Origin of the sequence: Pseudoalteromonas sp. Z1A6 (genome assembly GCF_011378745.1) — a bacterium.
Taxonomy (GTDB): domain Bacteria; phylum Pseudomonadota; class Gammaproteobacteria; order Enterobacterales; family Alteromonadaceae; genus Pseudoalteromonas; species Pseudoalteromonas arctica.
The window spans coordinates 15,843-28,594 of the sequence record NZ_WTKW01000009.1; the positions used below are offsets into that span (position 1 = coordinate 15,843).

12 protein-coding genes are annotated in these 12,752 nt (G+C 37.0%); 7 read left to right on the top strand and 5 right to left on the bottom strand.

Going from position 1 to position 12,752, the window contains the following annotated elements; genetic code table 11:
• Together bcsQ and bcsR are read right to left on the bottom strand one after the other, a co-directional pair.
• Positions 1-717, bottom strand: coding sequence for a cellulose biosynthesis protein BcsQ (bcsQ, locus tag GQR46_RS01155; RefSeq protein WP_165739452.1), 717 nt, complete (start codon positions 715-717; stop codon positions 1-3).
• A 32-nt stretch (positions 718-749) separates the two neighbouring features.
• Positions 750-929, bottom strand: coding sequence for a BcsR/BcsP family cellulose biosynthesis protein (gene bcsR / locus GQR46_RS01160; RefSeq protein ID WP_165739455.1), 180 nt, complete (start codon positions 927-929; stop codon positions 750-752).
• A gap of 114 nt (positions 930-1,043) precedes the next feature.
• On the opposite strand from bcsR, the gene bcsE reads away from it, so the two are divergent.
• From bcsE to tyrR, 3 genes are all read left to right on the top strand, one after another.
• On the top strand, positions 1,044-2,666 hold the full coding sequence (bcsE, locus tag GQR46_RS01165; RefSeq protein ID WP_165739457.1) for a cellulose biosynthesis protein BcsE: 1,623 nt from the start codon (positions 1,044-1,046) through the stop codon (positions 2,664-2,666).
• Between the two features lie 169 nt (positions 2,667-2,835).
• On the top strand, positions 2,836-4,416 hold the full coding sequence (gene bcsG, locus GQR46_RS01170; RefSeq protein WP_165739459.1) for a cellulose biosynthesis protein BcsG: 1,581 nt from the start codon (positions 2,836-2,838) through the stop codon (positions 4,414-4,416).
• Positions 4,417-4,610: 194 nt separating this feature from the next.
• Complete coding sequence (gene tyrR / locus GQR46_RS01175) at positions 4,611-6,167, top strand: transcriptional regulator TyrR (protein WP_165739461.1); 1,557 nt, start codon at positions 4,611-4,613, stop codon at positions 6,165-6,167.
• A gap of 27 nt (positions 6,168-6,194) precedes the next feature.
• On the opposite strand, the gene GQR46_RS01180 is transcribed toward tyrR, so the two are convergent.
• Complete coding sequence (locus GQR46_RS01180; protein ID WP_165739463.1) at positions 6,195-6,689, bottom strand: hypothetical protein; 495 nt, start codon at positions 6,687-6,689, stop codon at positions 6,195-6,197.
• Positions 6,690-6,794: 105 nt separating this feature from the next.
• On the opposite strand from GQR46_RS01180, the gene GQR46_RS01185 reads away from it, so the two are divergent.
• On the top strand, positions 6,795-7,331 hold the full coding sequence (locus tag GQR46_RS01185; protein WP_165739465.1) for a thioesterase family protein: 537 nt from the start codon (positions 6,795-6,797) through the stop codon (positions 7,329-7,331).
• Positions 7,332-7,421: 90 nt separating this feature from the next.
• Here GQR46_RS01185 and GQR46_RS01190 read toward each other — a convergent pair whose 3' ends face one another.
• Positions 7,422-8,075, bottom strand: coding sequence for an OmpW family outer membrane protein (locus tag GQR46_RS01190; RefSeq protein ID WP_039487096.1), 654 nt, complete (start codon positions 8,073-8,075; stop codon positions 7,422-7,424).
• 263 nt (positions 8,076-8,338) lie between these two features.
• Here GQR46_RS01190 and dapE point away from each other — a divergent pair, with 263 nt between their 5' ends.
• Entirely contained in the window at positions 8,339-9,523 is a 1,185-nt protein-coding gene (gene dapE / locus GQR46_RS01195; protein WP_165739467.1) for a succinyl-diaminopimelate desuccinylase, read from the top strand.
• A 47-nt stretch (positions 9,524-9,570) separates the two neighbouring features.
• Here the strand turns inward: dapE and GQR46_RS01200 are convergent, their stop codons facing one another.
• Complete coding sequence (locus GQR46_RS01200; RefSeq protein ID WP_165739469.1) at positions 9,571-11,277, bottom strand: lysophospholipid acyltransferase family protein; 1,707 nt, start codon at positions 11,275-11,277, stop codon at positions 9,571-9,573.
• 129 nt (positions 11,278-11,406) lie between these two features.
• On the opposite strand from GQR46_RS01200, the gene GQR46_RS01205 reads away from it, so the two are divergent.
• On the top strand, positions 11,407-12,327 hold the full coding sequence (locus tag GQR46_RS01205; protein WP_165739471.1) for a glyoxylate/hydroxypyruvate reductase A: 921 nt from the start codon (positions 11,407-11,409) through the stop codon (positions 12,325-12,327).
• Between the two features lie 97 nt (positions 12,328-12,424).
• A complete protein-coding gene (locus GQR46_RS01210; RefSeq protein ID WP_010555113.1) occupies positions 12,425-12,571 on the top strand; it encodes a hypothetical protein in 147 nt (48 codons plus the stop codon).
• The last annotated feature ends 181 nt before the right edge of the window (positions 12,572-12,752 follow it).

The window sequence follows — 12,752 nt, forward strand, 5'->3', positions numbered from 1 at the left end:
TTATAAGGCTACTTTACTAACTAGCCAACCAGCTAGCGTTTCAAAGTCATCGTTTGCGACACTATAAGGCGCGCAGTTAAGTGCTACATTTCTGTATGCGGTTGACTCTTTAATAACTTCGTCACTGTTAATAAAAAAAGGAGCCATAAGCGGAAGCGTTGATTGCCATAGAGAAAACAAGTCAAATTCTAGCGTAGATGCAGAGTTATAGCGGTTAACTAAAAAGTAATGCTTCCAGTCGGTATCTGAATTTTTGAGTGTTTGTAGGCGCCTATAAATTAAGCTGTGACAAATAGCATCACAATTTGCCAGTTCAATAACAATATCGTCTTTCTCTAATGGGTAGTGAGAAATATTAATATGTGAAGGGCAGTCAAAAAGCACCCAAGCTTCGTCACTATAATTTAGGTTTTTGCATTTATTGACCATTTTAGTGATGCTATTGGTGCTCGTGTCATCACTATCACCAAATGGTAAAAATACAATGCCATCGTTATCTTGGTGAAAATGCGCAATTGCATCTTCAAAGCTTGCTTCATTACTCCAGCCTTTGGTGTATTTCCATGGCAAACCAAAATGTAAACCTAAGTCACTTTTTGCATCTAGATCGATTGCAATAACATCAACGTCAGATTTTTTTAGTACGCACGCTAGGTTTGCAACCACAGAGGTACTGCCTAAACCGCCTTTGATACCTTTAATGAAAACTCTTTGCAACTGATGTTTTACCTATCGTTAATTGAACTAGCTTACATGTTTAGTTCGTTGTTTATTTCTTTAAGTAATGCGTACTTATTAATTGTATTATTATTTTGCTGCTTGTTTACAATTTCTATGTAGTCATCACTTTTACCACCAAAACGCAGTGCAAGGTTTTCTATGTCACTTAATGTTAACGTTTGTGAGTTTTTATACGTTAAGTTGTTCATCTTTACCTTAACAGTTACGTTAATTATTTTGATTAAATGTGGACAATATTTGGCTATTATATATAGAATAACGGTTAAAACTAGTAAAAAAGTATTTTTTATAGGGCGTTTTAAGTGCATAACTTTAACATAACGGGATTAGAGCCTGCTGCTAAAGAGTTAAAATCGGCTTCAAGTTACGCTGTTTTAGCCCCTTTAGACAATTTTTCAATCGAATTGGCGTTACATTCAATTAACCAAAGCTTGGCTAATAATATATATATAGTTTCCCAAGAGATTGAGTCATTTTTTGATTCTTCCTTTTCTGCACCGTTAAACTATGCTTATAAACATAATCGAGTTCATCCTTTTTCGTTGGCCTCACAAACACAGCATTATTCAATTGAGAAAATTAATTCAGCTATTATAAAAGAAATCAGTGCTTATAAACGTCTAAACACGGCACTTGTTTTTGTTCACTTTAGTACAACACAACTAAACAGTGCTAGCGAAAAAAGCTTAGAGCTGATGATGAAAGAGTATAGAGATTTCACTCAAAAAACGGGTGCTACATTATTACTCTTAATATCTGGGCCTGATATTGCTAATTATCGTTTTTTAGTTAGACGATTAAATAATGTATTTGATGGGCTGGTTTTTGTTGATAATGATTCTGCAATGCGAGTTCTAGAATATGATTATTGGCGCCATAGCACGGGTGTTATTGCTGGTGAACATTACCCGTTATTATTAAGTAATAATCAGTTTGTTGTTCAAAAGGGAATAATAAGCGAGAGCAAAGCACCTAAAAGTTCAGACTTTTCCGATGAAGACGATGTTTGGCTTGTGCAAAGTGCGGTGCCCGAAGGTACTAAATTACCAATGCACTATAATAGTGTAAAAGATAATAATGACTTATTTAATAAAGGCCCAAAGGTAGAAGCAGCCACCTTAATTTTTGCAGTAACGCGCTACACTGATTTAGCGTTATTAGGTAAGCAGTGTTTTGAGCTTAGAAAAAACTGTGGACGCTGGTTAAAACTTGTTATTCAAAATGTAGACGGTGTAATTCGTCATCAAGATGAATGCTTATTTTTAACCTTGGGTGTAAACCTTATTTTATATAGTTTTTCAGAGCCTTCTCGGTTGCTCTCACAAGTTCAATCTATTCAAGGTTTTCAGTTTTCAAGACCTTTACCTCCCTCTGTTGAAGATGTGTTAAAATACACCGAAAATACCTTTTCAAAGGGGTATTTACCTTTCATTGAGTTTACAAAACAAGTAGAAATTCATAGTGACTCAGCCGTTAATCTAGGTGTGAGTGGTGTGCTAGTGAAGCTTGAACTACTGCCAAGAATAGACCCTATTCACCCTTTGCATTTATTTCATATTAAGCGCGAAGGTGATGTATTTAGTATTGCAGATAATACAGTTTATTTATATCTGCATGCTTGTAGAGAGAATGATGTTGATAATGCAATTAAGCATTTGTTTAAATTAAAAACGAGTGATTTTTTTGTGCAGCAAAATGTAATTTCTGATCACTTTTACATTCAACAAGAATGTAAGCAATTAAGGCGTTTTTATAAAGGTAAGAGTGTTGTAGATTTCTCACAAAAACTTGCTGAGAATGATAGCTATAAATTTGCACCTGATATAGCAAACAGCATTACTGAAAACATTAAAACGCCAGAATTCTCTAGCAAAAGTCGTCCAGATGCTAAGCCCTTTATAATGAAATTAAGAGATAACTTATGAGTATGAATCAGCTCTTAATTACCGTGTTTTTTGCAATGCTGCTTGGCGCGGTGCTTTGTGTACTAGGCAAATACATTTTATCTCAAATAACAAAATATTATTATAAGCTTACTTTTAAACATGAAGTACTAGAGCCTTATACACCAAATACAGTAAAAAAGGATAAGCAGTGAAATTATCAGGTTTAGGGGTTTGGAACCTTTATTTTTTAGTTAAATTTGCTCTGTTTTATTACGGTGCAATTGATATTAACGTACTTAGTAATGCGGCCTTTGCTGCATTGCTTGCGATTAAATTTAAAAAGCCATTAATAGAAAAAGCAAAACACCTATTGGGTGGGGCCGTTGCAGTCTTATTACTTTATCAAGACTCATGGTTGCCACCAATAAACAGATTGACTAAACAAGTGGGTAACGTCCAAGATTTTAGTTTTGGCTACTTTATTGAGTTATTAACCCGTGTTATTAATACTGATATGTTATTGGCTTTGTTCGTAATTAGTGTATGTTTTTGGTACACATCGCAATGGATACGTTTTACTACAGTCACTGTTGTTGGGCTTTTAGTTGTAGGATGGCAAGGTGATAACTCTCAATCACAATTCGTTAATAATGTGGCTAATCCTGTAGCTGCTACACAAAGTCAAAGTAACCCTCAAACACAAGTGATCACTCAGGCAGCACAATCTCCTGATCAAAAATTAGCTGATTTTTATCAACAACAAAGTTTATTAATGAGTCACTTTCCAAGCCAAGTAAATGGTGAACTGTTTGATGTGATTATTTTGAACATATGTTCAATGGCTGTTGCTGATTTAAATGCCATTGGCGTAAGCATTACTGACATGTATAAAGATTTTGATGTGGTGTTTTCAGACTTTAACTCGGCTACCTCATACAGCGGGCCTGCTGCGGTAAGATTGCTGCGAGCAAGTTGTGGGCAAACTAGCCAAACCGCATTATTTAAAGAGGCACCTGAACAATGTCACTTATTTAAAAACCTAGAAAAACTAGGTTATCAAAACAATGTTGTGATGAATCACGACGGACATTTTGATGAGTTTAAAGGCTTAATTAATAAGTACGGTGGCCTAGATAGCACACCATTTAATATTGATTCAATGCCAGTGGCACTTCGAGGATTTGATAATAGCCCTATTTACTCAGATGAAGCTGTGCTGAATGGTTGGTTAGAGCAAGCTGATGATTGTAAGCCGTGTGCGATGTACTACAACACCACAAGTTTACATGACGGTAATCAGCTAGAGAATCAACCAAGGGTGAATAGTAAAGATACATACCCAATCAGGCATAAAAACTTGTTTGCTGATATTAACCAGTTTGTAAAAAAATTAGAAAAGCGTGGTCGCAACGTTATGTTAATGATAGTGCCTGAGCATGGCGCTAATTTAAAAGGTGATAAAGTACAATTTGCAGGTTTACGTGAAATTCCGAGCCCTGCTATTGTGTCTGTACCTGTTGCGATTAAATTTATAGGCCCAGACGTGCAAAATTACTCGCAAATTGTTGTTAATGATTCTACAAGTTACTTTGCGCTTTCGGAGCTAGTAAGTAAGACGCTGCAAACTGATGTGTTTGGTGGCAATAACAGTGTTGCTAATTTACTCGAAAACTTACCTATAGCGCCTAAAGTGGCTGAAAATGAAGGCACAATAATGATGTATGTTAATCAACGACCATTTATACAGTTAGATGGCGGTGATTGGTCAGCTTACCCACAAGGTAAGTAATTTCATTATAAGATTTTTAAAAAGCAGTACTGCAATATTTAGGTTATAAATATCAGTGCTGCTTTTTTGTTTGATCAGATCCCTCGAAACGTTTTAATAGCCTATTTTGTCCAAAAATGTTTACAATAAACTACCTTCTCAAAGCGACTTAGCGTATTATTCGGCTAATATAGTTTTTCCTTCTTTGAGGATGTATGCGTCTAGATATTCACTGTGCTGATCGAATTGGTATTGCTCAAGAAATCCTTAATATATTAGTTAACTACAGCGTTGATTTAAAAGGAATTGAAGTAGATTCCGTTAATTGTCGTATGTACGTTAGTTTTCCCGAAATTGAATTTGAACAATTCCAAAAAATTATGCCATCGATACGTTTAATCGACGGTGTACATGACGTGCGTACTACTGCATTTTTACCCTCTGAGCGTGAACACAACGAATTAAATACTTTACTACGTGCATTGCCTGATGGAGTCATCTCTATTGATGCTAAAGGCTGGGTACGTTTATGTAACGATGCAGCATGTAAAGACTTACAATTAATTGAAAAAGAGGTTATTGGTGCAAATATTAATAACTTACTTAAAGGCTTTAACTTTACACGTTGGTTAGAGGGTAAAGAAGTGCTTGGGCAAACCACACGTGTTGAAGTAGCTGGTGAGGATTTTATTGCAGATATTTTGCCAATTGCAGTACCACAAGGTAGTGAAGGTGATGTGCTTGCTGGTGCGGTTATTAATATTAAATCGCAAAGCCGTTTAGGACAGCAAGTCAGTGCATTTAGGCGTTACGGACAAGAAAGCTTTGCTACTATTCATAACTTTAGTACGGCAATGCGCCGAGTGGTGCGTGAAGCACGCAAAATGGCGCAGCTAGAAGCCCCTATTTTGATTACTGGTGAAACAGGTACAGGTAAAGAACTACTTGCGCGTGCGTGTCATTACGCATCTAACCGCTCAGTTAAACCTTTTATTGCACTGTCGTGCGCTTCGCTTCCCGATGATGTTGCTGAGTCTGAGTTATTTGGCTATGCCGGATACGAAGAAAATGCAGCACCAAAACGTGGCGTATTAGAGCAAGCCGATGGTGGAACTGTGTTTTTAGATGAAGTTGGCGAAATGTCGACTCAGCTACAAACAAAGTTACTGCGCTTCTTACAAGATGGCACATTTAGAAAAGTAGGCGATGAGAACGAAGTTAAAGTAAATGTACGTATTGTTGCAGCTACTCAAAAAGACTTGCCTGCAATGGTACAAGAAGGGGTTTTTAGAGAAGATTTATATTACCGCATAAACGTACTTACTTTAGAAATAGCCCCACTAAGAGATAGAAAAGCAGATGTAGGGCCGTTGGCTGAGCACTTTATTCAAAAGTACGCGCAACAAAATGGTCATGCAATTCCTGTTTTATCACAAGAGTGTTTAAGCTTTTTACAAGCGTATCCGTGGCCTGGAAATGTTCGTCAGCTTGAAAATGCAATTTACCGTGCAGTGTCCTTATTAGATGACAGTGAACTTCGCGTAGAGCATTTACAGTTACCCACTTTTACCCATGATTTAGGGTATTTAGAGTCTGATTTTGAAGGCTCACTAGATCAAGCTGTTAAACGTTTTGAAGCGACTCTACTCCGTAAACTCTATCCAGCTTATCCAAGCTCACGCCAGTTAGCTAAACGATTAGGCCTAAGCCACACGGCTGTAGCTAACAAGCTACGTGATTACGGTATTAATCGAAAAACAGTAAAAGTGTAATTAACATAAAGCAATTAGAATATGGGGCTAATTTTTAGTGCCCATATTTTTTGTTACCCCATCAATTGCAATCGTCTCGATACCTTCTTCGTTAAAGTTCATTACAATGCTAGCGTTATTACGAGTGAAAAAATAGCTTCGGCCATTAAGCTCAATCACATAATCGCCTTTTACGGGATCGCTAAATTGCTGCTTTTTTAAAGTGACTTTATGCCCACCAATTTGCCATTCAAACTCTTTAATAAATCCATTGTTAAATTCTTGCACCCATACTTGGTTGTCATCTTTTGAAAGGGTGATAGCGACTGAATAAGAGCTAGGAATTTGCTCTATGTTGTAACTCTTAGAGCCAATAGTGAATTTTTCAGCTTTTTGTTGCCATTCAAAACCAAATTTAAACTCTTTTACCACACCTGTAGGGTAAGTAACAGAGCCTTTACCTGGTAGTGAAAAGTCGGCAAACGCACTGTAACTAGGTATTAATAAAACTAACGCAGTGATAATTTTTAGTTTTGATTTCATGAGTTATCTTTTTATTATAATAATGATTTAAGATTAAAGTAGAATATTCGTCTTCGCAAGGGGCTATGCTACACTCGAATAAATTTAACTGGTAAGACCTTTTTTGTGAACTTATATATTCGACTTTTATTACTGTTTTTTAAAATCAAACGAAACACGCAATATCAAAATTTACTTGATACGGTGGACATTGATTACAAAGCTTTACCTACTGATTGCGACATTAATCTACATTTAACTAATTCACGTTATCTCGCGATGATGGATTTATCTCGCACGTGGATGACTGAACGAGTTGGCTTACTAAAGCAAATAATGAAGCGTCGTTGGTTTCCGATTGTTAACGCAACTGCTATTACTTATATCCGCGATATTAAACCTATGCAGCGATATACAATAAGTACTAAGTTAGTTGGCTGGGATCATAAATACTTTTATATAGAGCAAAAGTTTCATTCAGAACGTGGCTTACATGCTATAGCTTATGTACGCGGTGTATTTAAAAGTAAAAAAGGTATTATAAGTATTGAAGAAATGCTTGATGTTGCTGGTTTTGATGGCCAAACACCTATATTGCCAAGTGAAGTTATGCACTGGAAAGAAATGCTAGAGCAGAAAAAGTTAAGTAACTTACCCAAGTAACTTACAGTTTTTACAAATGGAAAAAAAGGCCTTTCGGCCTTTCAACACACATTATAAATTGGTTAACTACGCATGGCTTTGTTACATGCTTTAAAAGCTGTATCTAACACCGAACATAGCAACAACGGGGTCAAGCTCAACAGTTGATGTAAGTGCTTTTGCACCATTAGCATAAACAGTGGCATCGGTATCAATATCCATAATTGATACCATGGCGTGTAGGCCCCAATTTTTATCAATCTTATAGTTAGCACCTACCTGAGCCATAAAGCCAAACGAATCATCTAATTTTACTTCTACATCGTCTGTTCCTAGCGTCGCTTTAAGTGCTTGAGAAGGTTGCTCATCAAAAAATGCAGTGTAGTTTATGCCTACGCCTATAAAAGGTCTTAGCGCATAACTTGTGTCTAAAAAGTGGTATTGCGCAACTAAAGAAGGAGGAAGCTGTTTTATATCTGCAATTTTGTTGCCTGCTAAGCCGCCTGCGCCATTCACATCGTGTGAAAAAGGTGTTGCTGCTATTAGTTCTAACACCCATTGATCGTTAAATGCATAATCTACAGTGATACCTAGTTGAGTATCTGAATCACCTTTAAGGCCCAGCGTAGGTGCTTCATTAATTGCTGAGCTACTATTATCAGGGTTTACGTTAATAGCGCCAACATTTACGCTAAAGTTAGCGTGTGCAGCTGGAGATAGTGCTAATAAAGAGGTTAATAATGCGATGCTAATTTGAGTTTTCATGTTGTTCTCCAAGAACTACTGTTTGATTGGCGCTATTATTACCGAGCAATAAAAATGAAAACCTGTTCTAGATCAAAGTTTAAAAAACATTTTAACCTTGTGGAGTGCTTTATTGATTTAGATTAAATTTAGCGTCGTTCTGCTTTTGAAAAGATTGACATATTTATTTCATCAACAGTCATATGAATGTATTAAGGCTGACATCGCTTAGTCATAAACTCACGTTTTAATAAAGGCACATTAAATAATAAAGTGTGTTTAACATGTTTTTAGAAGCATTCGAAAAAAAATCAAAAACAACGGATATTCAAAAAGAAGTTGTAGAGCACTTACAAACACTAATTCGCTTTGAATCAGTAACCCCTAACCAAGCGGGTGCAATTGATTGGCTTGCAGATAAATTGGTGGATTTAGGTTTAAGTTGCGAGCAATTTACTATAAATGGTGTAACCAATTTAATTGCCTGCATAAAATTCAAAGATGGCCCATGTGTTGCTTTTTCAGGGCACATTGATGTAGTACCAGCAACAAGTAGCGGTTGGTTAAGTCCTCCTTTTGAAGGGCGAGTGCGCAATGATGCAATATACGGTAGAGGGGCGGCCGATATGAAAGGGGGTGTTGCCGCCATGCTTAGCGCCACAAAAAAGTTAATTAATAGTAAATCCGCTAAAGCAGGGACACTTTACTGGCTTATCACGTCAGATGAAGAGGGAGAGGCTGAATTTGGTTCTCAAGAAATAGTTAATAAGCTTGCCAAGCAAGGTGTTGTATTAGATGGCTGTATTGTCGGGGAGCCATCAAGTGTGGCACAAGTTGGCGATACGGTTAAGAATGGCCGTCGTGGTGCGCTTTCAGCTCGGATTTTAGTTACTGGTAAGGCAGGTCATGTAGCTTATCCTCAAAACACACTCAATGCTGCTCATATTGCTGCAAAAATAGTAAATAGCTTGAGTGATCAGATCTGGTTACTCGATGTGGCTAGCTCAAAAACCACACTACAAGTGACTGGAATTAACATAAATAATGTGGTCGATAATTTAGTGCCAAGTCATTGTGAGATTACATTTAATGTACGTTATAGCCACGGTTACAGTAGTGCAGCAGTTAAAACGCAATTAATGAATACCCTAAACAAGTTTGCTGAGCATTTTACAATTGAGTGGGAACGCCCATGCGAGCCTTATTATACAAGCCATAATACGGGTTGGAGTTTACTTACTCATATTGAGCAGGCTATTTACAAAAACACTTCAAGTTACCCATTACTAAGTACAAATGGAGGGACATCAGATGGACGATTTTTTGCCAGCCCCCATACTCAAGTTATTGAATGTGGTGTGCGAAACAATACGATTCATCAAGCTAATGAACACGTATCTATTAGTGATTTACTTAAAATTGAAGCTATTTATACAACTTTACTAGAGCAGATATTTATAAATAATTAAATATAAATCGAGTACTTTATAAATATAAAGCACTCTCTTATTATTGGTTATTCTAAATAACGTTTGGCTTTGTTTTCTTTTACATTTTCAAGATCGACCAATACCAATCCATCAATACAATTATTAAAATCGGGATCAATACTAAAGCTTAAAAATTGCACGCCACCTGGTTTACAAAGTTCAGTGTATTGTTTAAATAAAGTAGGGACTTGAGCCCCCATATTAGCTAACACATGCTTTAACTCTACAAAATCTTCTTTTACGTCATTGCCGCAAAAAAGAGTATTGCACTGGGTTAGCTGTTGCTCAGTTAATTTAAATTCATTATTAGGCGTAGCTAATTCAATACCACTTTTATAGTAATGCTGATAGTAATAAACGAGCATGGCTTTTGCTTGCTCGGGTAGAGCATTTGATACACTTACAGCACCAAACAAGTATCTGTACTGTGGATAGCTTTTTATAAAAGCGCCAATGCCATACCACAAATAGTCGAGGCTCTTACGTCCCCAATATTTAGGCTGTACAAAGCTTCTACCAAGCTCAATTCCTTGGTGTAGATAGGGCGTCATAGCATTGGTGTAAGTAAATAAGCTATCAGTATACAAACCTTCGCGGCCATGTTTTTGTATTATCTGTTGTGCACAGGCTAATCGATAAGCACCTACCAGCTCTAGCTGCATTGGGTCCCACAGTACAAGGTGTTGGTAATCCATATCGTATTTATCTATATCACGACGCTTACCACTACCTTCACCGACTGCTCTAAATGCTATTTCTCTCAGGCGCCCTAACTCTCTAAAAATAGGTGAGCTACCTGCATATTGGTATAGATGAATATGCATACCGTCTTGCGTTTTACCAAGTAGTTGGCATTGCTCAATTGCTCTTTTTAGCTCTTTTCTGCACTCGGGAACAGCGATAGGTGTTTGTGTTTTTAGCGGCAGTGCTTTTTTTGTTGTAAGCCTATAAAGCTGTTTACGGATGAGGTTTACAACTTCTTTATCTTTAAGATTTTCTATTAAGTAAGATTCAGGAGGGATAGAGGCGCCAATCTCAAACTCTAAAGATTTTTGGCGCTGCTTAAACATTTCGGCCACTAATAGTAAACTTGCCAAAGGTTTATAAATCATTGATGTGCCATAAAAAAGTGGACTGTTTTTGGCTTTAACATAAATAGGTAAAATAGGGCAGTTAGCTTTTTTTGCCATACGTAAAAAGCCACTATTCCATTTGCAGTCTTTAATACCTGTTGGCCCTAATCGCGATACTTCTCCTGCCGGAAATATAAGTAATGCGCCTTCATCCTTTAAATGGTTTTGTATATTACTAAGCTCTTGTTTTTTACTCATACCTGATAAGTTATCTACTGGGAGTAAAAGTGAGTGCATTGGAGTAACCGACATCAACATGCGGTTTGCCACTACTTTTAAATCCTGTCTTACAGTTGAAAGTACTTTAATCAGTGCTAAAGCATCTAATGAACCAATAGGGTGGTTAGCAACGATAACAAGTTTACCCTCATTAGGAATATGTTCTATCTGCTTAGGTTTATAGCGCGTATCAAAATTGAGTTCATCGAGCACTTGTTCAACAAATTCTAATCCTTGTAGGTGAGGGTAGGCATCACCAAAAGCAACAAACTCTTGTTCATGTAATAAGTAGCCTAGGCCTTTTTTTACTAAACCTTTTACTTTTGGAGAGTTCTCTAGTTGTGGTAAGTTTGCAGCAATTACTTTATCAACACTTATCATATTAACCTCATATTCCGTTTGGCCTATTCGCCATACATGTAAGATTAAAAAAAGGGTGTGACAGTTACTTTGCAGTAGTGTGACTTTTTAAAGTGCTAACTTATAAACTGTGTATTGTTAGGAGAATTTATGTCGGTATTGGTTGCTATAACTGGGCGTGACAACACAAAACTAATAACGAAGTTACAAGAGCGATTACCAAATACGCTGATAGAGCAATGGCCTGATTGCAAAAACGCACATGATGTGGATTTTGTACTTGCGTGGAAAGCGCCAGAATCTATGTGGCCACAGCTACCTAACTTAAAGGCTGTGTCGTCATTTGGTGCTGGCGTAGACAGTATCGATTTAACATTACTCGACGAAAGTGTTGAAGTAGTTCGCATTGTTGACGACCAACTAGCTGAAGATATGGCGGAATATGTACTGACACATGTGTTAGCTCAAAAGTTACGTTTAAAAGAGTATTACATTAAACAAACACAGCAAACATGGAAGCCAAAGCGGGCGCATAGTAATAAACATGTTGGCATACTTGGGTTTGGTGAATTAGGTAAAGCATGCGCGCAAAAGCTTATAAATAATGGCTTTAAGGTAAGTGCCTGGGCGCAAAGTAATAAAAACGCGACTAATGTCGAAATTTTTTATGGCGGGGAAGGCCTCAATAGTATGCTTTCTGATGTTGACTACCTTGTATGTCTATTACCCCTTACGCAAGCAACGACAGGCATTATTAATCACTCAATGCTCGCAAAGCTACCTAAACATGCTGTTGTTATTAATGTGGCACGCGGTGCTCATGTTGTTCAGCAAGACTTACTAAGTGCATTAAATAACGATAGCTTACGCGCAGCTACACTCGACGTATTTGATCAAGAACCTTTAGCGTCGAATCACCCTTACTGGGGAAACCCCAAAATAACGCTTACACCACATTGTGCGGCGATTTCTGATTTAAATAGTGTTATAGAGCAAATAGCCGATAATATTGAATGCTTGGATAAGGGGTTAGTACTTAATAATCCAATAGATAGAACTAAAGGTTATTAGCTGATAGCTAATTAGTTTAAAAAACAGCTTGTTAACATTTGTAATTTTCATTAGTGTAAAAGGTATTCTCACTAATAAAAAATACAAAGAGGGTGTTATGAAATCGAGTCAAAGTGGCGTTAAATTAAGCCTAGTTATTATTTCAATTATTATACTTGGTGTTTCAGCTTGGTTTAATCAGGCTAATGCCGAGGATACTCCTTCTAAAATACAAACCCAAAGCGAGTTAACAATAGCGGACTAACCTACTTACTATGTATTCCTCTTTTTTCGTGTTTCTTCTCGTGACTCTTTTTAGCAGTATACAAGCATTATTTTCACAGTAGTGCTTGTGTGCCCCTGAAGCTCTAATTTTCATCTTGATTGAAAGTGCTTTTTAATATTTTTAAATTCTTAACAAAAAAAAGCCCAGTAATGCTGGGCTA

What these genes read in the sequence shown, in the direction of transcription:
- GQR46_RS01190 (WP_039487096.1), bottom strand. Translation starts at nt 8,075, where the DNA reads ATGAAAACTCAAATTAGCATCGCATTATTAACCTCTTTATTAGCACTA.
- tyrR (WP_165739461.1), top strand. Translation starts at nt 4,611, where the DNA reads ATGCGTCTAGATATTCACTGTGCTGATCGAATTGGTATTGCTCAAGAA.
- GQR46_RS01205 (WP_165739471.1), top strand. Translation starts at nt 11,407, where the DNA reads ATGTCGGTATTGGTTGCTATAACTGGGCGTGACAACACAAAACTAATA.
- GQR46_RS01200 (WP_165739469.1), bottom strand. Translation starts at nt 11,277, where the DNA reads ATGATAAGTGTTGATAAAGTAATTGCTGCAAACTTACCACAACTAGAG.
- bcsR (WP_165739455.1), bottom strand. Translation starts at nt 929, where the DNA reads ATGAACAACTTAACGTATAAAAACTCACAAACGTTAACATTAAGTGAC.
- dapE (WP_165739467.1), top strand. Translation starts at nt 8,339, where the DNA reads ATGTTTTTAGAAGCATTCGAAAAAAAATCAAAAACAACGGATATTCAA.
- GQR46_RS01180 (WP_165739463.1), bottom strand. Translation starts at nt 6,689, where the DNA reads ATGAAATCAAAACTAAAAATTATCACTGCGTTAGTTTTATTAATACCT.
- GQR46_RS01210 (WP_010555113.1), top strand. Translation starts at nt 12,425, where the DNA reads ATGAAATCGAGTCAAAGTGGCGTTAAATTAAGCCTAGTTATTATTTCA.